We start from the raw sequence: 21,383 nt of genomic DNA, 5'->3' as shown, positions 1-21,383 counted from the left end.
ACAGCGCCGGGCAAGCCCGACGCTGGTCCTGTATGAATTCACAGGAGTGTACCGAATTCCTGCAAGTTTTGCACCTGCCCTGCATTACCGGGTTTTGATCACCAGACGATTGCTCTGTTTGACCTCTTCCATCACCACGTAAGTACGGGTGTCGTTAACGCCCGGCAGGCGCAGCAAGGTTTCACCCAAAAGCTTACGGTAGGCGGACATGTCCGGTACACGGGTTTTCAACAGGTAGTCAAAGTCACCGGAAACGAGGTGACACTCTTGAGTTTCCTCAAGTTTTTGCACAGCGGCGTTAAATTGTTCAAACACATCTGGCGCACCACGATTCAGAGTAATCTCAACGAATACCAGCAGTGAAGCATCCAGATAATGTGGGTTCAGTTGTGCGGTGTAACCCAAAATGAAGCCCTGACGTTCCAGGCGACGCACACGCTCAAGACACGGCGTAGGTGATAAGCCAACACGTTTTGAAAGCTCAACATTAGAAATACGGCCGTCTTTTTGCAATTCATTCAGAATGTTTCTGTCGATACGGTCCAGATCTTTTCCGGGGCGTTTCTTATTGTCTACCATTATTATTGTCTCTCTTAATTCCTTCCCTTTACCTGCCACACCCTGAAAACGCTCATTGTTCAGGGCCTTACTGAAGTGAAGACGATAAGTCTGTGCAGTAATGCTTCCATCCGTATGACGCATGTTGTCTGTCCACATCATGCGTCATTACCAATGTCAGACTGAGTTTATCCGGCAAAAACGTGCAAAACAGAAATGAAATTCTGTTTTGAACCGCTAAATATTCTCCGCTTCTGGTAATGTTTTCGCAAAACAGCAGGCGATTGTCAAAGTAAAACATCCAAATTCAGTACAAGATGCCAGATAGAGTTCTGGGTTGCTGTTTTTAAATGAGAATTTTTATGCTGCTGCATCAAAATTTGCCGAGCATTGCCCCCTTTTGGCGCAATCGACGTGCAGAATTTGCACTCATCGACTACGCCGCTTGCAGCGATTGTTATCAAAATTGCTGAAACCTTTTTTTGCTGCGCTAATTTCCCTACAATCAAAAACTATGTTGTCGCAAAAAACTGAGGAACGCATGAGTACGGCCAAACACAGTAAGCTGCTCATTTTAGGCTCCGGCCCTGCCGGATATACTGCGGCAGTCTATGCCGCCCGCGCTAACCTGAATCCGGTATTGATTACCGGGCTGGAAAAAGGCGGTCAGCTCACCACCACAACTGAAGTGGAGAATTGGCCAGGCGATCCGAACGATCTGACAGGCCCGGCGTTGATGGAACGTATGCAAGAGCATGCCGAGAAATTCAACACCGAAATTATTTTCGACCATATTCATACGGTAGATTTGCAGAATCGCCCGTTCCGTTTAACGGGGGACAGTGGCGAATACACCGCTGACGCGCTGATCATTGCTACTGGCGCCTCCGCACGTTATCTCGGCCTGCCCTCTGAAGAAGCGTTCAAAGGCAAAGGGGTTTCCGCCTGTGCGACCTGTGACGGTTTCTTTTATCGCAATCAAGAAGTCGCGGTGATTGGTGGCGGTAATACCGCGGTGGAAGAGGCCCTTTACCTGGCAAATATCGCGGCGAAAGTCCATTTGATTCACCGTCGTGATAGCTTCCGTGCGGAAAAAATCCTGATTGATCGTCTGATGGATAAAGTGCGCAACGGCAACATCGTACTGCACACCGATCGCACACTGGAAGAAGTGGTCGGCGATCAGATGGGTGTCACCGGTGTGAAACTGCTTTCCACCAAAGGTGAAGAGCCGGAAACGCTGGATGTTGCCGGGCTGTTTGTGGCGATTGGTCATAGCCCGAATACTGCCATTTTCGACGGCCAGCTGGCGCTGGAAAACGGCTATATCAAAGTGCAGTCCGGTCTGCAGGGCAATGCGACCCAGACCAGCATTCCTGGCGTGTTTGCGGCGGGTGACGTGATGGATCATATTTATCGCCAGGCGATCACCTCTGCCGGCACCGGCTGTATGGCGGCGCTGGATGCAGAACGCTATCTTGACGGGCTTGTTAAAACCGATCTGTAACTTGTTAATAAGCTGATCATAATTGCAAAGAGGCGACCTGTTTAGGTCGCCTTTTTTATTGCCTGCATGCTAAAGTTCATGCGCTTACTATTTCCGGATACTTTATCCGGTTTTGCCTCTCTCCATCAGTGATCAAACGGCTTCGCATGGAAAAATCACGGCAGCAACATCTTCTTCGCTGGCTCCGCCAGCAACGTCTTCATGGCGCACGAAGTTTACGTGCCGCATCGCTATTCGGTTTTGCCGGTGCACTGGTGATTATTGCTCAAGCCTGGTTGCTGGCCTCGCTGCTGCAGAATCTTATTGTCGCCCAACAACCGCGCGGTGCCCTGCTGACTGATTTCATCCTGCTGCTGTTGTGCTTTGCTCTTCGCGCAGGTCTGCACTATGCACGAGAAATGGCAGGTTACCGTGCTGGCGTTGCCATCCGTCGCGCTCTGCGCAAGCAGGTACTGGATAAGCTGAATGATTTAGGTCCTGCCTGGGTTCAGGGCAAACCAGCGGGAAGCTGGGCAACGCTGCTGCTTGAGCAAATTGAAGAGATGCAAGAGTATTACGCGCGGTATCTGCCACAGATGTCACTGGCCGTTTTTATTCCCTTCGCCATCCTGATAGCCATCTTCCCGATTAACTGGGCGGCAGGATTGATCCTGCTCGCGACCGCACCGCTGATTCCGATTTTCATGGCGATGGTCGGCATGGGTGCCGCCGATGCAAACCGTCGCAACTTCCTCGCACTGGCGCGTCTGAGCGGCGATTTTTATGACCGCCTGCGCGGGCGTGAAACCTTGCGCCTGTTCTACAGGGCTGCCGCTGAACAGCAGGCGATTGCTGAAAGCACCACGGATTTTCGTCAGCGCACCATGGAAGTGCTGCGCCTTGCTTTTCTCTCTTCCGCAGTGCTGGAATTCTTTGCCTCACTGGCGATTGCCGTGGTCGCGGTCTATTTCGGCTTCTCCTACCTTGGCGAACTCAATTTCGGTCATTACGGCACTGGCGTGACCTTGTTTGCTGGATTCCTGGCACTGATATTGGCGCCTGAGTTTTTCCAGCCGCTGCGCGATCTGGGTACTTTTTACCACGCTAAAGCGCAAGCTGTGGGGGGCGCCGATGCACTGGATCGTTTTCTTAACGAAAGTCCGGAAATCCCAGCTTCCGCCTCCAGCCTGTCAGTCGCTTTCGATACACCTTTAAGCCTTGAAGCACAAGATTTGGTGGTGATGACAGCCAAAGGTGAAGCGTTATCACAGCCGCTGAATTTTACGCTTGAGGCGAATAAACGCGTGGCGCTGGTGGGTCAGAGTGGAGCGGGGAAATCAGCACTGATGAACGTGTTGCTCGGCTTTCTACCCTATCAAGGATCGCTGCGGGTCAATGGGCATGAACTGAGGGATATCAGCCGTGAGAACTGGCAGCAGCATCTGGCGTGGGTGGGTCAAAATCCCCATTTGCCCGCGACCACGTTGCGCGAAAACCTGTCTCTCAACAGCAGCATGGATGAAGCAACACTGCGCAGCGTTTTGCAACAGGCGGGCGTGGATGAGTTTCTCGCCCGTTTACCGCAAGGCCTCGACACATCCATTGGCGATGGTGGAATGGGCCTTTCTGTTGGCCAGGCACAACGCGTCGCCGTTGCGCGTGCACTGTTGAAACCGGCACAACTACTGCTGCTGGACGAGCCCGGTTCAGGTCTTGATAGCCAAAGTGAACAGCATGTGTTGCGCGCATTAAACCAGGCCGCCACACAGCAAACCACCCTCATGATCACCCACCAACTTCACGATCTTGCCAGTTGGGATGAAGTTTGGGTGATGCAATCCGGGAAACTGGTGCAGCAGGGGCAGTGGCAACAACTGATTGCTCAGGACGGGCCGTTGCGTGCCATGGTGCAGCATCGCCAACAGGAGATTATCTGATGAATCCACTATTGCCGTTTCTGCGCCTGTTTCGTCGTCATCCCTGGCGTTTAGGTCTGGGCATCGTGTTAGCCATTGCGACTTTGCTCGCCAGTATCGGCTTGCTCACCCTATCTGGCTGGTTCCTTGCCGCCTCATCGCTGGCTGGCGTGGCTGGCCTTTACAGTTTCAACTATATGTTGCCCGCAGCAGGGGTGCGTGGCGCGGCCATCACTCGCACTGCGTCGCGTTACTTCGAACGCTTAGTCAGTCACGATGCCACTTTCAGGGTGTTGCAGCATTTGCGTGTGTTCACCTTTAGCAAACTGATCGCACTGGCCCCCGAACAACTGGCCTGTTTCAGACAGGGCGAACTGCTTAACCGCTTTGTCAGTGATGTCGATACGTTAGACCATCTCTATCTGCGCGTCATTTCACCGCTGGTCGGCGCGGCGGTAGTGATAGTGGTAGTCACTTGCGGTCTGGCGATATTGGATGTGCCACTGGCGCTGCTGTTGGGCGGGATGATGTTGCTGACGCTTGTGCTCATGCCGCCGCTGTTCTGGCGATTAGGCACCTCAGCCGGGCATCGCATCGCCCAGCACCAAGCCAGTTGGCGTTTGCAACTGACGCAATGGGTAACCGGACTGGCTGAATTGCAAATTTATGGTGCTGCGGCCTTATGGCGTCAAAAACTGGATGCGGAGGAAATGCGCTGGCAGCAGGCACAGCAGCGTCAGCATCGTCTGCAAGCGCTGGCACAAAGCCTGTTATTGTTAACTAGTGGATCAACCGTCGTCTTGCTGCTGTGGATCTCCGCAGCGGGCGTGGGCGGCGATAGCGCACCTGGCGCATTCATCGCACTTTTCGTGTTCTGCGGCCTGGCGGCATTTGAAGCGCTGGCACCGGTAGCAGGCGCCTTTTTGCCGCTTTCGCAGGTCACTGGTGCGGCGCAACGCGTACAGGAAATCATTGAGCAAGCGCCTCTGATTCGTTTTCCATCCTCGACCGTGCCCTCTGATTCGGGCATCAGCCTGACGCTGGAAAAAATCACTTTCAGCTATCCGCAGCGACCGGAACCGGTACTCAGGCAATTCTCGCTGACACTGCGAACCGGTGAGCATCTGGCACTGCTCGGCCCCACCGGCTGCGGCAAATCCAGTTTGCTGGCACTGATCACGCGTGGCTGGCAGGCGCAGCAGGGTGACATTCGACTGAATAATATTCCCCTAGCTGAGTGGGACGAAAAAAGTCTGCGTCAACGTATCAGCGTGGTCACGCAGCGCGTGCATCTGTTTAGTCAGACGTTACGCGATAATTTACTGCTGGCACACCCTGCCGCCAGTGATGAACAACTGAATGCAGCACTGCATCAGGTTGGACTCACCCATTTGGCGGAACATGATGAAGGGCTCAACGCATGGATGGGCGAAGGTGGCCGCCCGCTGTCGGGAGGCGAACTGCGCCGCCTGGCCATTGCACGCGCCCTGTTGCACAACGGCGATCTATGGTTGCTTGATGAGCCCACCGAAGGCCTGGACGCCACCACCGAACAGCAGATATTGACGCTGTTGCGCCAGGTCAGTCAGGGTAAGACGGTTATCATGGTGACCCATCGCCTCAGCGGCCTGGCAACAATGGATCGTATTTGCGTGATGGACCAGGGACAGATTATTGAGTCGGGCACGCATGACGAATTAATCTCAAAAGCAGGACGCTATTGGCGTTTCCACCAGCGCTTTGCGCTATAGTCTTAGCGAGCAGCCCGAAAGGTAATTGACGCAATGAGACTGGTACAACTTTCACGGGATTCATTAAATTTTCCTCCGCCGGAGATGGCGCTGCGCGAGCCGAATGGATTATTGGCGATGGGCGGCGACCTCTCCCCTGCCCGACTGATGAACGCCTATCAGCGCGGCATTTTCCCCTGGTTTTCGCCCGGCGATCCGATTCTATGGTGGTCGCCCGATCCGCGTGCCGTGATGCTTCCTGAATCTTTTCATCTCAGCCGCAGCATGGCGCGTTTTCATCGCCGTTCACCTTTTCGCGTTACCATGAATCATGCTTTCCCGCAGGTACTGGAAGGCTGTGCCAGCGGCAGACAAGAAGGCACCTGGATTACCTTTGAGGTGAAACGCGCCTGGCTGCGTTTGTACGAGCTGGGTCACGCGCATTCGATTGAAGTCTGGAATGATAATCGGCTGGTAGGCGGCATGTATGGTCTGGCGCTTGGGCAGATTTTTTGTGGCGAGTCGATGTTTAGCCGCCAGGAAAATGCGTCAAAAACTGCGCTGTGGGTGTTCTCTCAGCATTTTCTCGCTCATCAGGGACGCTTGATTGATTGCCAGGTGCTTAACCCACATACGGCTTCGTTGGGCGCCGTTGAAATCCCGCGTGTCGATTATTTACAGTACGTGCAAACACTGGCGTGGCAGCCTGTTTTAAGCGGTTGCTGGCAAACACAAACCCTTTTTTGACCCTGCTCGCAGATGTTTTGCACACAATTCCCGACAAAAGTGATACAATAAGCGAGTTTGGTATGTCGTCCGCGCTTCGCTGTGGCGAGCCGGAATTGCCAGGTTGGGAATCTCATCCATTTCCCGAAGCTGTTACCGTTGTGCACTTGATGCCAATTGCGACAACTTCTTAGCCCGCTAATCCCCCGCAGACGTCAATAAAAACACCCGAATTTTTCCGTAATGCACGCGCAATGGCGCGACGCACGGCGAAGCGTTGGCAAAATCGCCAACGGTTCTTTACATAAATCATGGAATTCGGCATTATCTTGCCGGTTCAACAGTTTGGTAGTTCACCCCAGAGGATTCGATGGCCAAAGAAGACAATATTGAAATGCAAGGTACCGTACTGGATACGTTACCTAACACCATGTTCCGCGTAGAACTTGAAAACGGGCACGTGGTTACCGCTCATATCTCCGGTAAAATGCGCAAAAACTACATCCGCATCCTGACGGGCGACAAAGTGACTGTCGAGTTGACCCCGTACGACCTGAGCAAAGGCCGCATTGTCTTCCGTAGTCGCTAAGTTGTTGTCCACATCTCGCGTTTGTGGCAATTAACTGAGCGCGAAAAAAAAGGCCGGATTTTCATCCGGCCTTTTCTTATCTGCAACTCAGCACATCAGTGCACAGTCCCTTCGGTTTTCCGTTTTTCCGCACTCAGGAAATGGTAGGTCAGCTGGTTTTTTTCTTTATCCAGCGCCACCGAGACTGAACCGCCATCCACTAATGAACCAAACAGCAGTTCGTTAGCCAGTGGTTTCTTCAGATTCTCCTGCACGGCACGTGCCATTGGACGGGCACCCATCGCTTTGTCGTAACCTTTATCCGCCAGCCAGTCACGAGCATCATCACTGACTTCCAGCGAGACGCCTTTTGCATCCAGTTGCGCTTGCAACTCGACGATGAACTTATCCACCACCTGATGGATCACCGCGGTATCCAGATGACGGAACCAGATAATGTTATCCAGACGGTTACGGAACTCAGGCGTAAAGATCTTTTTGATCTCTTCCATCGCGTCGGTGCTGTTGTCCTGCTGAATCAAACCAATCGACTTACGCTCAGTTTCGCGAACACCGGCGTTGGTGGTCATCACCAGCACCACATTGCGGAAGTCCGCTTTGCGGCCGTTGTTATCGGTCAGCATGCCGTTATCCATCACCTGCAGCAGCAGGTTAAAGACATCCGGGTGCGCTTTCTCGATTTCATCCAGCAGCACCACCGCATGCGGATGCTTAATCACCGCATCGGTGAGCAAACCACCCTGATCGAAACCAACATATCCCGGAGGTGCACCGATCAAACGGCTAACGGTGTGGCGCTCCATATACTCGGACATATCGAAACGCAGCAGCTCAATCCCCAGGGCCTTCGCCAACTGAACCGTCACTTCGGTTTTACCGACGCCGGTTGGCCCAGCAAACAGGAATGACCCCACGGGTTTGCGATCCTGACCGAGACCGGCACGGCTCATCTTGATCGCTTCAGTCAGTGCTTCAATCGCGTTATCCTGGCCAAACACCAGCATTTTCAGACGATCGCCGAGATTTTTCAGCGTGTCGCGATCGGTGGCTGACACACTTTGCTCTGGGATACGCGCAATACGTGCCACCACAGATTCAATATCCGACACGTTGACCGTTTTCTTACGCTTACTCACCGGCACCAGACGCGCACGAGCACCTGCTTCATCTATCACGTCAATCGCCTTATCCGGCAGATGACGATCGTTGATGTATTTCACCGCCAATTCCACGGCTGCACGCACTGCCTTCGCGGTATAACGCACATCATGGTGAGCTTCATACTTCGGTTTCAGTCCGTTAAGAATCTGCACGGTTTCTTCGACAGAAGGTTCGGTAATGTCGATCTTCTGGAAACGACGCGCCAGCGCACGATCCTTCTCAAAGATGTTGCTGAACTCCTGATAGGTGGTTGAACCCATCACGCGGATTTTCCCGCTGGAGAGCAACGGTTTGATCAGGTTAGCGGCATCCACCTGTCCACCGGACGCGGCACCCGCACCGATAATGGTGTGAATTTCATCGATAAACAGGATGCTACTGGTATCTTGTTCCAGCTGTTTGAGCAGCGCTTTGAAACGTTTTTCAAAATCACCACGGTACTTGGTACCCGCAAGCAGCGAACCGATATCCAGCGAGTAGATGGTGCAATCTTTCATCACTTCCGGAACATCGCCCTGCACAATGCGCCAGGCCAGCCCTTCCGCAATCGCGGTTTTACCCACGCCAGATTCACCCACCAGCAGCGGGTTATTCTTACGGCGACGGCACAATACCTGAATGGCACGCTCCAGCTCTTTATCGCGGCCGATCAGCGGGTCGATTCCGCCGACACGAGCAAGCTGATTAAGATTGGTGGTGAAGTTTTCCATACGTTCCTCCCCGCCTGCTTGCTCTTCGTTAACCGGATTCTCCGCATTGTTCTGCGGCTGGCCCGGCTCATCTTTACGCGTACCATGGGAGATGAAGTTCACCACATCGAGGCGGCTGACTTCGTGTTTGCGCAGCAGGTAAGCCGCTTGAGACTCCTGCTCGCTGAAAATGGCGACCAGCACGTTCGCGCCTGCCACTTCGCTGCGACCGGATGACTGGACATGGAATACCGCACGTTGCAACACGCGCTGGAAGCTGAGCGTTGGTTGAGTATCACGCTCCTCTTCACTGGCTGGCAGCACCGGCGTGGTTTGTTCGATGAAGGCTTCGAGTTCCTGTCGCAGAGCCACGATATCCACCGTACAGGCTTCCAGTGCCTCTCTGGCCGACGGGTTGCTAAGCAATGCCAGCAACAGATGCTCGACGGTCATAAATTCATGACGGTGCTCGCGCGCTCTGGCGAAAGCCATGTTTAAACTGAGTTCCAGTTCTTGATTGAGCATTTGGCACCTCCCCCAATTATCGCTCTGACGACCTTTCCCCTATATGGAGACGGGCTCAGGCTTTTTCCAGCGTACACAGCAACGGATGTTCATTCTCTCGTGCGTAATTGTTCACCTGGGCGACTTTGGTTTCCGCCACTTCTGCAGTGAATACACCACAAATCGCCTTTCCGTGGTAGTGAACTTTCAACATCAGTTGCGTTGCACGTTCAACATCATAAGAAAAGAACTTTTGCAGAACGTCAATAACAAATTCCATAGGTGTATAATCGTCATTATTCAGAATGACTTTATACATTGAAGGCGGCTTTAACCCTTCGCGTACTTTATCTTCGGCTAGATGTTCAAAATTAAGCCAGTCGTTTGTGTTTGCCATAATGTTCCGTCGAAATTCTGCGTTACGATTGCGCGCATTTCTGCGCCCATTCCTAAGTTTAACATGTCTGTCAAGCCACCTTTCCCTTAAGAAAAAACGGCCCTAAAAGCCCATGCGCGACCTGTATCACAAAATTTGCAATAGCGTTAACTGCCTCAAATTTTGATGAATTTCTCCCCGTGCGCCAGGGCCGTTTGCTTGACGATAAGGACCGTTTCTCTACATTCTACTTACACAAGCTGATTGAGTTTTAAACAAACTCGACTCACAGCTTCAATGACCTCACCTACTGTTCAAAATGTCTTGCGAGGGAAGTAAAAGCATGGAGACGGGTACTGTTAAATGGTTCAACAACGCCAAGGGCTTCGGCTTTATCTGTCCGATTGGCGGCGGCGACGATATCTTCGCACACTACTCCACGATTCAGATGGAGGGATACAGAACGCTGAAGGCCGGCCAGCAGGTTCAGTTCGATGTCCATGAAGGGCCAAAAGGCAATCACGCCAGCTTGATTGTGCCCTGTGAAGTCACGCAAGTCGCCTGACGCGCGCATCTTCATTCATTCTGACCACTCCCGAAAAAAAATGCCAGCCGCAGACGCTGGCATTTTTCTTTTGCGGATTTTCCCGCCCCTCAATCTGCACGTCCGCGAGCTAACCACATCACGCGAGCAAACAGCTGATCCAGTAACGAGGGAATCGCCTGCGGCCCACGCTCTGCCGCCGCCATGGCTACCGCAATCGCCAATTCGGGTTTTGAGCTGTGATGAATCGCTTTAGTAATAATACGCCGCGCATTCATCGGCACGTTTAACGGCAGGTGCGCCACGTCGTGATAAACGTCGCTGAACCCCTGCTTATAGAGAAAATGTTCTATATCCGGAGCCGGGAACTGCGTCAGATGATCGTCTTGCTGCTCATGCTCCTGCAGTTGGCTCCGTGCGCTGGCTGCATACTTATTGCCCGCTTCGTCGCCGTCAGTCAATACATGCCAGGCAATGCCCATGCGTCTGGCAAACTTCAACAGCGGCTTAAGACCAGACTGCGCAAATTCGATGACTTTGACCCCTTCGGCCGCAAAATGGTAACCGCGCTGCCGTGCCAGTTCATTGATGATCCACACTTCCGTCTCCCCCTCCACCAGCAACCAGCAGCGGGCAAAGAGTGCCGAGGGGCGATTCACGCGGATATGAAAGCCAATACGGCGGCTCTCCTCAGCGCTCAATCCTTCAGGACCAATCCGCCATGCCGCAACGCGTGTAGGTTCACGCACCAGGCGACAAATATTCTCTAACGGCACCTGAGATAACAGCTCCCCCGAATTGGTGGTGGTGATTTTTTGCAGCGGCATTAAATCCAGCAGATTCCACGCCACTGACAGCATAATTGGATGCAGTCGCGTTTCCGGATCCTCCACCAGCAACAATGGATGAGCGCCCGGCGGCAGCGCTTCATTGCCGTGCGCCTGAATCAGTAAAGAGAACATGCGCAATAAAATGACCTGCCGACTGCGTGATTCCGTTCCCGCAATCAGGTGGTTAAGCTTGTCAAGTGAACGCCAGCCTTGCGAACCATCGCGTAATTCAGGTGCGACACGCGCCGCGCTGACCCCCGGTTGCTGCACAAGGAAGTAGTGCTCCAGCAATTGCTGCATGGTGTGCAAGCCCTGACGCAGTAAATCGTCGCTCAGATTCTGCGGCTGCACCACCAAATCCCGGGTTAATTTCTCGACTTCCTGTGACAATTCACTCAGCGTCGTGGCCCGGCGGTCCGCATCGGTGCTGCTGTGCCGTCCACGCCGGCCAAAGCGCGCATCGCGTAGTCTGAGCACGGGATAGAAGGCACGCAGATGGGCCAGCGCCGCCTCAGTGCCTTCCATCGCCAGCACATCGCCATTTTGGTCGATGAAGCGCCAGGTGGTTTTCACACCATGCTCGTTGCGGCGCGCACGGGTGCTGAAGCGGATAAAGCGCCCGTTTTCATCGCGCTGCCAGAAAGGCTGGAACACCGCTTCATCATCGCCCGCTTCTGCTCGAAAGCGAAACACCAGTTGCAGCTGGCGCAGGCGTGCTTCCAGATCGCCCGGTGGGAAGTGAAAATCATGTTCGGTAAACTGATAAGGTTCAGCCGCAGGCGCCAGTAATAACGTCAGCGCATCCAGCAAGCTGGATTTACCCCAGGCATTTTCACCAATCAGCAGATTGGTATCAGTAAGCGGCAACGACAGCCGATTGATGCCACGAAAACCGCGAATATCGATATGTTCCAGAAACATCATGCTATCCCTTGAGTGCTTTGCCTGAGCATGGTTCGCCTCGTTAAGTTGGTCAAGTTAATGCACGGGTAAAAGGTTTACACTTCAACTGTTTTCCGTTAGCTTGCGGCCCTCTCCCACGGATGGAAACGCGCTATGTATGGCTTGATCATCATTCTGCTGCCACTGATTGCTGGCTATTTACTGCATGTGACCCGTGCCAATCTGCTGCGCGGCGTCGCCCGCATGCTGAGCGCACTGGTGTACATCATCCTGTTTTTTATGGGCACCAGTCTCGCTTTCCTCGATAACCTCAGCAGTAATCTGCTCACCATTTTTCATACCGCGTTGATCAGTATGTTGTGCATTCTCGCCTGTTCTCTGCTGGCTTTCTGGCTACTGGAGAAGCGCGTGCCGTGGCATCACCCGCACAAGCAGCAAGCCCTGCCTTCACGTCTGCACATGGCGCTGGAATCCCTCAAGCTGTGCGGCTCGGTACTGGGCGGATTCCTGTTGGGATTAAGCCAGTGGTCAATTCTGCGCCACGCATCAACCATCAGTGAATATGCCCTGATGCTGATGTTGTTCCTGGTCGGCATTCAACTGCGCAGCAGCGGCATGACCTTGCGTCAAATTACGCTCAATCGTCGCGGCATGCTGGTAGCCGCGGTGTCGCTGTGCAGCGCCTTAATCGGCGGAATGCTGGCCGCATTATGGCTCGATTTGCCAATCAAAACCGGCCTGGCGCTTGCCAGTGGCTTCGGCTGGTACTCGCTGTCCGGTATTCTGATGACCGAATCCTTCGGCCCGGTGATTGGCAGCGCGGCCTTCTTTAACGACCTGCTGCGTGAGCTGATCACCATCATGTTAATTCCGCTACTGATCAGCCGTCAGCGCAGCATGACGCTGGGATTGAGTGGTGCCACCTCAATGGATTTCACCCTGCCGATTCTGCAACGCACTGGCGGCATGGAGATTGTTCCAGCGGCGATCGTGCACGGTTTTATCATGAGCTTATTAGCGCCGATTCTTATCGCGTTGTTCTCCGCCTGACCGCAGAGCGCATTTTTTCACGGCTGCGCGTCGTCTCCATCGTCTACGCTTTCTGACTGACACGTTTCCGCCATCGGGATGGATGGCAAAACACCAGAAAGGAGCGAATGATGAAGCAAACTGTGGCAGCACTGTTGGCCAAAACCCTGGAAAATGCGGGCGTAAAGCGCATTTGGGGCGTGACGGGCGATTCGCTCAACGGGCTGAGCGACAGCCTCAACCGCATGGGAACCATCGAATGGATGCCCACGCGCCATGAAGAAGTGGCGGCTTTTGCTGCCGGCGCTGAGGCTCAAATCAGCGGCGAGCTGGCGGTATGTGCCGGTTCCTGTGGCCCCGGAAACCTCCATCTGATTAACGGACTGTTCGATTGTCATCGCAACCACGTTCCGGTACTGGCGATCGCCGCACATATCCCTTCCAGCGAAATCGGCAGCGGCTATTTTCAGGAGACGCATCCGCAGGAGCTATTCCGCGAATGCAGCCATTACTGCGAATTAGTCTCTAACCCAGAGCAGTTGCCGCAAGTGTTGGGGATTGCGATGCGCAAAGCCATCCTTAATCGTGGTGTATCCGTGATTGTCATTCCCGGCGATGTGGCGTTGAAACCGGCACCGGAAGGCGCACGCAGTGAATGGTATTCACCGCAGTTGCCACATATTGTGCCCAACGCCAGCGAGATTGCCCGCCTGGCTGAAACGCTGAACGACGCAGAAAATATTACCTTGATGTGCGGCAGCGGCTGTGCTGGCGCGCATGCAGAAGTGGTGAAGCTGGCAGAAACGCTGAAAGCGCCCGTGGTGCATGCCATGCGCGGAAAAGAGCACATCGAGTACGATAATCCTTACGACGTCGGCATGACCGGCTTAATCGGCTTCTCATCCGGTTATCACGCCATGATGAACGCCGACACGCTGGTGCTGCTGGGCACACAGTTCCCTTATCGCCCGTTTTATCCGGCTGATGCCAATATCATCCAGATTGATATCAATCCCGCCAGCCTTGGCGCACACAGCCATGTCAATATGGCGCTGATTGGGGATATCAAAGCCACATTGCAGGCGCTGCAGCCGCAGCTCAACAGCAAAAACGATCGTCATCATCTCGACAGCGCGTTGGAACACTATGTGGATGCGCGAAAAGGTCTGGATGAGCTGGCCACCGCCAATGATAAACAGGCGATTCATCCGCAATATCTGGCGCAGCAAATCAGCCATTACGCGGCTGAAGATGCCATTTTCACCTGTGATGTCGGCACGCCCACCGTTTGGGCCGCACGTTACCTGAAGATGAATGGCAAGCGCCGTTTGCTGGGATCGTTCAACCACGGTTCGATGGCTAACGCGATGCCACAGGCGCTCGGCGCTCAGGCAATCGATAAGCAGCGTCAGGTCGTGGCGCTGTGCGGTGATGGCGGCTTCAGTATGTTGATGGGCGACTTTATTTCGGTGGCACAACTGAAACTGCCGGTGAAGCTGGTGATCTTCAATAACAGCGTGCTGGGCTTCGTGGCGATGGAGATGAAAGCCGGTGGTTACCTTACCGACGGCACCGATCTGGAGAACCCGGATTTTGCCGCCATTGCCACCGCCTGCGGCATTAAAGGCATTCGCGTCGAGAAAGCCTCTGAACTCAACAGCGCGCTGGAACAGGCGTTTGCGCATGATGGCCCGGTACTGATCGATGCGATCACCGCTAAGGAAGAGCTGTCGATGCCGCCGCAGATCAAAGCCGAGCAGGCCAAAGGATTCAGCCTGTACATGCTGCGCGCGATTCTGAATGGACGGGGTGATGAGATTGTTGAACTGGCGAAAACCAACTGGCTGAGGTAAAACGGATAACCAGGCCAGATAACTCACAACGCGGGCGCTCAGCCCGCTTTTTTGTTTCAGGAGAGCGATGTGATCGATTTACGCAGTGATACCGTAACCCGCCCAAGTGCCGCCATGCTGGATGCGATGATGGCCGCCGAAACTGGCGATGATGTCTATCGTGACGATCCCACCGTCAATGCGCTGGAAATCGAGGCCGCCCGCCTGAGTGGCAAAGCCGCAGCGCTGTTCTTCCCGACCGGCACGCAAGCCAACCTGGTGGCGCTGCTGTGTCACTGCCAGCGCGGCGATGAATATATCGTCGGTCAACAGGCACATAACTACAAATACGAAGCGGGTGGCGCGGCGGTACTGGGCAGTATTCAGCCACAACCGATCTCGCACGCCGAGGATGGGTCGCTGCCGCTGGCGGATATCGTTGCCGCTATCAAACCCGATGATATCCACTTTGCGCGCACGCGCCTGCTGAGCCTGGAAAACACCCATCACGGCAAAGTGCTGTCGCAGAGCTATCTGGAACAAGCGTGGAAGTTAACGCGCGAACACAAACTGGCGCTGCACATTGATGGTGCCCGTATCTTCAACGCGGTGGTGGCGCAAAATGTTGAGCTAAAGGATATCGCGCGTTATTGCGACACGCTGACCATCTGCCTGTCCAAAGGACTCGGCACCCCGGTGGGTTCACTGCTGTGCGGTGATGAAGCCTACATTGAGCAGGCGCGTCGCTGGCGTAAGATGACCGGCGGCGGCATGCGTCAGGCGGGCATCCTGGCGGCGGCGGGTCTGTACGCGCTGAAGCACAACGTGGCGCGCCTGAAAGAAGATCACGACAATGCCGCGTGGCTGGCTGAACAGCTCAGCGCCATAGGGGTTGAGGTACTGAATCAGCACACCAACATGTTGTTTGTGAAAGTACCGGCGGATCAGGTTGACGCACTGAAAAGCTGGATGCACTCCGGCGATGTGCTGATGAGCGTGGGTCCGGTCACGCGCATTGCCACCCACCTCGATGTCAGCCGCCAGGATTTACAACGTCTGGTTGCGCACTGGCAGGCGTTTTTAGCGTAACAGGCCGCAAAGTGTCTTGCAGGGACGGCTTTCGGGCCGTCCACAAGCTCACCAACGCGAGGCCCTGTTTCAGCCGCACCGTATTTCACCAGCAGCGCCCGAGCTATCGCCAGCGTTTCCGCATCGGCGATGCCATACACCGTCTCTTCACTGCGCTGCGCCGTATTTCGCCAATAGCGCCCGAGCTATCGCCAGCGTTTCCGCATCGGCGATGCCATACACCGTCTCTTCACTGCGCTGCGCCGTATTTCGCCAATAGCGCCCGAGCTATCGCCAGCGTTTCCGCATCGGCGATGCCATACACCGTCTCTTCACTGCGCTGCGCCGTATTTCGCCAGCAGCGCCCGAGCTATCGCCAGCGTTTCCGCATCGGCGATGCCATACACCGTCTCTTCACTGCGCTGCACCGTATTTCGCCAGCAGCGCCCGAGCTATCGCCAGCGTTTCCGCATCGGCGATGCCTCGATAATCCCGCGCACGGAAGTGCATCTGAAACGCCGCAATCAGCTTACGCTGCATTGTCGGGGTATTCGCTGAATTGACGTCATAACCATAGCGCTGCAGCACATCCAGCAGTTCGGCCTGATCGATGGGCGCATCCGCTGCGAGCCCATTGAGATAGCGCTGCACGGTGGCGCTATCGGGCCATGCGCCCAGCCCCTGCTGCGCCAACTGCTGCCACGGGAACAGGGGGCCAGGATCCTGTTTACGCTGCGGCGCGATATCGCTGTGCCCCACCAGATTTTCAGGCGTGATGGCATAACGCTGCGTGATATCTTTCACCAGCGCCACCAGCACACTGATTTGCGCGGGCGTAAAAGGCTGCCACTCCACGCCGGTTAATGTCCGCGTGTAGCCACGATTGACGATCTCAATGCCAATCGAGGTGTCATTGATACGGGTCGCACCGCGCCAGAAACTCGGCCCGGCATGCCACGCCAGTTCGCGCTCCGGCACCAGTTGCCAGATGACGCCCTGGCCGCCTTTTTGCGCCGGCTGCTGCGGGATCAAATAGTGGGCACTGACTTCACGATCGGTGAGCGTGGCCAGCGAGGATGGCAGATCTTCGGCGGTATAATGGATCACCACCACTTTAATGCGTGGCCGCGCACCCTGCGCCGGATGCGCGGTATCGACCCAGTAGCCGTTGCGCGGCTCAACAGACGACTGACAGGCACTCAGTAAAAACGCCAGCGCCAACAGAACAGCAAAACGCATCAGCGAATAATCACTGCGGTACCGGTCACACTGACCATCAGCATGCTGCTGTCTTTGCCCACGGTTTCATAATCGATATCAATGCCGACGACCGCATTCGCGCCCAGCGCCTTTGCCTGCTCTTCCAGCTCTTCAAACGCGATCTGTCGCGCTTTGCGCAGCTCTTTTTCATAAGCACCGGAACGACCACCGACGATATCGCGAATCCCGGCAAAGAAGTCACGGAAAATGTTGGCCCCGAGAATCGCTTCACCGGTAACCACACCGCAATATTCAGTGATGCTGTGCCCTTCTAAGGTGGGCGTGGTGGAAAATTTCATTTTTCTCTCCTGAGGTGAACAGCTCGTACGGCGTAAAAGCAAGACTATACTCTATGCTAAAAATGACGCTTTGCCAGTGAACAATAAGGAAATCGAGATGAGAAACAATGCCTTTGCGCTGCTTGTTCCCGCTGCGTTACTGCTCAGTGCCTGTACCACCGTTGAACCGGTGATCAAGGATAACGGACCGCGCACTGCCAGCTGTGCCGACGGTGGCCCAGATAGCGTCGCGCAGCAGTTTTACGATTTGCGCATCAGCCAGCCCAGCCAGGGTCTGCCCGATAGCACCGCGCTGGCGAAATATCGCCCTTACCTGAGCGATCGCCTGTATCAGAAACTGCTGAGCGCCAGCACGCAGAGCAGCAAACCTGCCTCATGGAGCCAGGGCGATCTGTTCTCCAGCCTCGCACAGGGTCCCACGTCCGCCGATGTTGCCAGCGCCTCAACCATTCCTAATCGCGATGCACGTAACATCCCACTGCGCGTCGATTTGAGCCGTGATGGCAAAAGCTGGCATGACGAGGTATTGATGATTCACGAAGGAACCTGCTGGGCGGTGGATGATATTCGTTACGTCGGTGACTGGCCGCACGCAGGCGGCGGATCGCTCAGCCAGCTGCTGGAAGAGAAGAAATAGCTGTTCAATTTTACAGCACTCAGTTCTAAACATAAGCGCGCCGCATCTTTGCGGCGTTTTTTGTTAATTTTTCATCAATAAATTGCAGCCAGCGAGCCCTTCCCGGCGTTGACCTGCGCGATATTGTGCTACGCTTTTGGGACTTCACTGCTGTTTAATAAATTTTAACCCACCACAATTGCATAACTATTCTGGTGACGTTAAGATTCGCGGCACTAATTACTATTCATTTTTTGCGCATGGGTATTCAACTAAACGCCATAAACTGTTTTTACGGTGCCCATCAGGCACTGTTCGATATCAACCTGGCTTGTCCGCAGGGAGAGACGCTGGTGTTGCTCGGGCCGAGTGGCGCGGGTAAAAGTTCGCTCCTGCGCGTCCTCAATCTGCTGGAGCAGCCGCGTTCAGGCAGCCTGCAGATTGCCGGGAATCACTTCGACTTCAGCAAAGCGCCGTCAGACAGCGCAATCCGTGAACTGCGCCAAAACGTGGGCATGGTGTTCCAGCAATACAATCTGTGGCCTCACCTCACCGTGGTGCAGAATCTGATTGAAGCACCGTGCCGCGTGCTCGGTCTCAGCAAAGACGCCGCGCGTGCGCGTGCCGACAAACTGCTGGAACGTCTGCGTCTGACCCCCTTTGCCGATCGTTTTCCATTGCATCTTTCTGGTGGCCAGCAACAACGTGTGGCGATTGCCCGAGCGTTGATGATGGAGCCGCAGGTGCTGTTGTTCGACGAACCCACCGCCGCGCTCGACCCTGAAATCACCGCGCAGATCGTCAGCATCATTCGTGAGCTGGCACAAACGCAGATCACCCAGGTGATTGTGACCCACGAAGTCGAGGTGGCGCGCAAAACCGCCAGCCGCGTGGTGTACATGGAGAACGGCCATATCGTTGAGCAAGGCGATGCCAGCCACTTTACACAGCCGCAAACCGAAGCGTTTGCACATTATCTTTCGCACTAAGTCAGGATGCATCTAATGAAAAAAGTCGTACTTGCTGCACTGCTTGCCGGTCTGAGCCTCAGCGCTTCTGCTGCGCAGACCCTGCGTTTCGCCACTGAAGCTTCATATCCTCCATTTGAATTTGTGGATTCTGACAACAAAATTCAGGGCTTCGATGTCGATCTGGCCAATGCGCTGTGTAAAGAGATTGATGCGACCTGTACCTTCACCAACCAGGCATTTGACAGCCTCATCCCCAGCCTGAAGTTCCGTCGTTTTGACGCCGTGATGGCGGGTATGGATATCACCCCAGAGCGTGAAAAGCAGGTGCTGTTCTCCAAGCCTTACTACGATAATTCCGCGATCTTTATTGCCCAGAAAGGCAAGCTGGCGAATGTGGATGCGCTGAAAGGTAAACGCGTTGGCGTTCAGAACGGCACCACGCACCAGAAATACCTGTCTGATAAACACAACGACATCACGGTTGTGCCTTATGACAGCTACCAGAACGCGGTTCTGGACCTGAAAAATGGCCGTATTGATGCGGTATTCGGTGACACCGCCGTGGTGAACGAATGGCTGAAACAGAATGCCAACCTCGCACCACTGGGTGAGAAAGTGACCGATAAAGATTACTTCGGTACCGGTCTGGGTATCGCCGTCCGTCAGGGCAACACTGAGCTGCAGGGCAAATTCAACACCGCTCTGGAGAAGATCAAAGCTGACGGCACTTACAAAACCATCTACAACAAATGGTTCCAGCAGTAATCTTTGATGAATGAAATGATTCCACTCGCAAGCGCCGCCGGCATGACCGTCGGCCTTGCAGTTTGTGCACTGATCGCCGGCCTTGTGCTGGCGATGATTTTTGCTGGCTGGGAAACCGTCCGCTGGAAACCGCTGGCGTGGATCGGTACCGGGCTGGTGACACTGATCCGTGGCCTGCCGGAAATTCTGGTGGTGCTGTTTGTCTACTTTGGTGCCTCACAGCTGCTACTGACCTTATCCGATGGCTTCCATATCAATCTGGGCTTGTTTAGCATTCCCGTGCAGGTTCAGATTGAAAACTTCGACGTCAGCCCTTTCCTGTGCGGCGTCATTGCCCTGGCAATGCTTTACTCGGCCTACGCCTCCCAAACGCTGCGTGGCGCGCTGAAAGCCGTGCCTGTCGGCCAATGGGAATCTGGCCAGGCGTTGGGTATGAAGAAATCGGCGATTTTTTTCCGCCTGATCATGCCACAAATGTGGCGTCATGCGCTGCCGGGCCTGGGCAATCAGTGGTTGGTGTTATTGAAAGATACTGCGCTGGTGTCGCTAATTAGCGTGAATGACATCATGCTGCAAACCAAAAGCATTGCCACACGCACCCAGGAACCCTTTACCTGGTATCTGGTGGCTGCGGCCGTCTACCTGATCATCACGCTGTTCAGTCAGGCGATACTGCGCCGTATTGAATCACGCACCACGCGTTTCGAGCGGGGGGCCTGACGCATGCTGGATTACTTACCCGAACTCCTGAAAGGGCTGCACACCAGCCTGACCTTAACCATTGCGTCACTGATTGCCGCGCTGGTGCTGTCGCTGCTGTGTACCATCGTGCTCTCACTGAAAGTCCCGGTGCTCAACTGGCTGGTGAAAGGCTACATCACGGTGTTCACCGGCACGCCGCTGCTGGTGCAAATCTTCCTGATATATTACGGTCCCGGCCAGTTTCCCAGCATTCAGAACGTGCCGTGGTTATGGCATCTGCTATCACAGCCCTGGCTGTGCGCGCTGATTGCACTGTCGCTCAACAGTGCAGCCTATACCACTCAGCTATTTTACGGTGCAGTACGCGCCATCCCTTCGGGTCAATGGCAATCCTGCGCTGCGCTGGGGATGAACCGTAAAGACACGCTGCGTATCCTGCTGCCGTATGCGTTTAAACGCGCCCTCTCCTCTTACTCTAACGAAGTCGTTTTAGTGTTTAAGAGCACTTCACTGGCGTACACCATTACGCTAATGGAAGTGATGGGGCATGGGCAATTGCTGTATGGCCGCACTTATGACATCACGGTGTATGCTGCTGCCGGGCTGATCTATCTGGTGGTCAACGGTTTGCTCACGCTGATGATGCGTTTAATCGAAAAGCGCGCATTGGCATTCGAACACCGTAATTGAGTGTTGTAGTGGCGCGAAGTATCGCGTTTGTCTGAGGTGAAAGTGCTGCGGACAAACGCGTCATATCTCGCGCTGCTACGCCCCAATAACGCATGTAATTTTTTAATCATATTATTTGCATATAAATTCATTTACTGGC

General features: G+C 54.4%; 20 protein-coding genes. 14 read left to right on the top strand and 6 right to left on the bottom strand.

Going from position 1 to position 21,383, the window contains the following annotated elements; genetic code table 11:
- Positions 1 to 84: 84 nt before the first annotated feature.
- Positions 85 to 579 (bottom strand): leucine-responsive transcriptional regulator Lrp, encoded by a 495-nt coding sequence (gene lrp / locus JK231_RS05690; RefSeq protein WP_006118610.1) that lies wholly within the window; start codon positions 577 to 579, stop codon positions 85 to 87.
- A gap of 520 nt (positions 580 to 1,099) precedes the next feature.
- Between lrp and trxB the strand changes: the two genes are divergently transcribed.
- From trxB to infA, 5 genes are all read left to right on the top strand, one after another.
- Entirely contained in the window at positions 1,100 to 2,065 is a 966-nt protein-coding gene (gene trxB / locus JK231_RS05685; RefSeq protein ID WP_045834092.1) for a thioredoxin-disulfide reductase, read from the top strand.
- A gap of 146 nt (positions 2,066 to 2,211) precedes the next feature.
- Positions 2,212 to 3,981 carry a cysteine/glutathione ABC transporter permease/ATP-binding protein CydD gene (gene cydD / locus JK231_RS05680; protein WP_211728161.1) on the top strand — a complete coding sequence of 590 codons (1,770 nt, stop codon included), beginning with the start codon at positions 2,212 to 2,214 and terminating at the stop codon, positions 3,979 to 3,981.
- The gene (gene cydC, locus JK231_RS05675; RefSeq protein ID WP_211728160.1) at positions 3,981 to 5,711 is read left to right on the top strand and encodes a cysteine/glutathione ABC transporter ATP-binding protein/permease CydC; all 1,731 of its coding nucleotides are present in this window, start codon (positions 3,981 to 3,983) and stop codon (positions 5,709 to 5,711) included. The genes cydD and cydC overlap by 1 nt, the downstream gene beginning before the upstream one ends.
- A gap of 33 nt (positions 5,712 to 5,744) precedes the next feature.
- The gene (gene aat / locus JK231_RS05670) at positions 5,745 to 6,437 is read left to right on the top strand and encodes a leucyl/phenylalanyl-tRNA--protein transferase (RefSeq protein WP_097119335.1); all 693 of its coding nucleotides are present in this window, start codon (positions 5,745 to 5,747) and stop codon (positions 6,435 to 6,437) included.
- Between the two features lie 349 nt (positions 6,438 to 6,786).
- Positions 6,787 to 7,005, top strand: coding sequence for a translation initiation factor IF-1 (gene infA / locus JK231_RS05665; RefSeq protein ID WP_002211347.1), 219 nt, complete (start codon positions 6,787 to 6,789; stop codon positions 7,003 to 7,005).
- 95 nt (positions 7,006 to 7,100) lie between these two features.
- On the opposite strand, the gene clpA is transcribed toward infA, so the two are convergent.
- Together clpA and clpS are read right to left on the bottom strand one after the other, a co-directional pair.
- Positions 7,101 to 9,380: an ATP-dependent Clp protease ATP-binding subunit ClpA gene (clpA, locus tag JK231_RS05660; RefSeq protein WP_034820660.1), complete on the bottom strand. Its 2,280-nt coding sequence runs from the start codon at positions 9,378 to 9,380 to the stop codon at positions 7,101 to 7,103.
- Positions 9,381 to 9,435: 55 nt separating this feature from the next.
- The gene (clpS, locus tag JK231_RS05655; protein WP_034820663.1) at positions 9,436 to 9,756 is read right to left on the bottom strand and encodes an ATP-dependent Clp protease adapter ClpS; all 321 of its coding nucleotides are present in this window, start codon (positions 9,754 to 9,756) and stop codon (positions 9,436 to 9,438) included.
- Positions 9,757 to 10,078: 322 nt separating this feature from the next.
- Between clpS and cspD the strand changes: the two genes are divergently transcribed.
- On the top strand, positions 10,079 to 10,300 hold the full coding sequence (gene cspD / locus JK231_RS05650; protein ID WP_038647847.1) for a cold shock-like protein CspD: 222 nt from the start codon (positions 10,079 to 10,081) through the stop codon (positions 10,298 to 10,300).
- Positions 10,301 to 10,389: 89 nt separating this feature from the next.
- Here cspD and JK231_RS05645 read toward each other — a convergent pair whose 3' ends face one another.
- On the bottom strand, positions 10,390 to 12,030 hold the full coding sequence (locus JK231_RS05645; protein ID WP_211728204.1) for an ATP-dependent endonuclease: 1,641 nt from the start codon (positions 12,028 to 12,030) through the stop codon (positions 10,390 to 10,392).
- Positions 12,031 to 12,165: 135 nt separating this feature from the next.
- On the opposite strand from JK231_RS05645, the gene JK231_RS05640 reads away from it, so the two are divergent.
- The 3 genes from JK231_RS05640 to ltaE all read left to right on the top strand — a co-directional run bounded on the left by JK231_RS05640 (position 12,166) and on the right by ltaE (position 15,962).
- Positions 12,166 to 13,062, top strand: a complete 897-nt coding sequence (locus JK231_RS05640; protein WP_166936476.1) for a lysine exporter LysO family protein — start codon at positions 12,166 to 12,168, stop codon at positions 13,060 to 13,062.
- A 110-nt stretch (positions 13,063 to 13,172) separates the two neighbouring features.
- On the top strand, positions 13,173 to 14,894 hold the full coding sequence (poxB, locus tag JK231_RS05635) for a ubiquinone-dependent pyruvate dehydrogenase (RefSeq protein ID WP_211728203.1): 1,722 nt from the start codon (positions 13,173 to 13,175) through the stop codon (positions 14,892 to 14,894).
- A 69-nt stretch (positions 14,895 to 14,963) separates the two neighbouring features.
- Positions 14,964 to 15,962 (top strand): low-specificity L-threonine aldolase, encoded by a 999-nt coding sequence (ltaE, locus tag JK231_RS05630; protein WP_097119339.1) that lies wholly within the window; start codon positions 14,964 to 14,966, stop codon positions 15,960 to 15,962.
- Positions 15,963 to 16,355: 393 nt separating this feature from the next.
- Here ltaE and JK231_RS05625 read toward each other — a convergent pair whose 3' ends face one another.
- Positions 16,356 to 17,180, bottom strand: coding sequence for an N-acetylmuramoyl-L-alanine amidase (locus JK231_RS05625; protein WP_160832419.1), 825 nt, complete (start codon positions 17,178 to 17,180; stop codon positions 16,356 to 16,358).
- On the bottom strand, positions 17,180 to 17,500 hold the full coding sequence (locus tag JK231_RS05620) for a heavy metal-binding domain-containing protein (RefSeq protein ID WP_100702561.1): 321 nt from the start codon (positions 17,498 to 17,500) through the stop codon (positions 17,180 to 17,182). Before JK231_RS05620 ends, JK231_RS05625 begins: the two co-directional genes overlap by 1 nt.
- A 97-nt stretch (positions 17,501 to 17,597) precedes the next feature.
- Here JK231_RS05620 and JK231_RS05615 point away from each other — a divergent pair, with 97 nt between their 5' ends.
- The 5 genes from JK231_RS05615 (at position 17,598) to artM (ending at position 21,244) form a co-directional block, all read left to right on the top strand.
- The gene (locus JK231_RS05615) at positions 17,598 to 18,137 is read left to right on the top strand and encodes a lipoprotein (RefSeq protein WP_160832417.1); all 540 of its coding nucleotides are present in this window, start codon (positions 17,598 to 17,600) and stop codon (positions 18,135 to 18,137) included.
- Positions 18,138 to 18,376: 239 nt separating this feature from the next.
- Positions 18,377 to 19,105 (top strand): arginine ABC transporter ATP-binding protein ArtP, encoded by a 729-nt coding sequence (artP, locus tag JK231_RS05610; RefSeq protein WP_097119342.1) that lies wholly within the window; start codon positions 18,377 to 18,379, stop codon positions 19,103 to 19,105.
- A 15-nt stretch (positions 19,106 to 19,120) separates the two neighbouring features.
- Positions 19,121 to 19,852, top strand: coding sequence for an arginine ABC transporter substrate-binding protein (gene artJ / locus JK231_RS05605; RefSeq protein WP_034820697.1), 732 nt, complete (start codon positions 19,121 to 19,123; stop codon positions 19,850 to 19,852).
- A gap of 6 nt (positions 19,853 to 19,858) precedes the next feature.
- On the top strand, positions 19,859 to 20,572 hold the full coding sequence (artQ, locus tag JK231_RS05600) for an arginine ABC transporter permease ArtQ (protein ID WP_097119343.1): 714 nt from the start codon (positions 19,859 to 19,861) through the stop codon (positions 20,570 to 20,572).
- A 3-nt stretch (positions 20,573 to 20,575) separates the two neighbouring features.
- Positions 20,576 to 21,244: an arginine ABC transporter permease ArtM gene (gene artM, locus JK231_RS05595; protein ID WP_097119344.1), complete on the top strand. Its 669-nt coding sequence runs from the start codon at positions 20,576 to 20,578 to the stop codon at positions 21,242 to 21,244.
- The last annotated feature ends 139 nt before the right edge of the window (positions 21,245 to 21,383 follow it).

Source organism: Pantoea sp. JGM49, from assembly GCF_018257655.1.
GTDB lineage: Bacteria > Pseudomonadota > Gammaproteobacteria > Enterobacterales > Enterobacteriaceae > Pantoea > Pantoea communis.
This window is presented reverse-complemented; position numbering and strand designations above follow the sequence as displayed.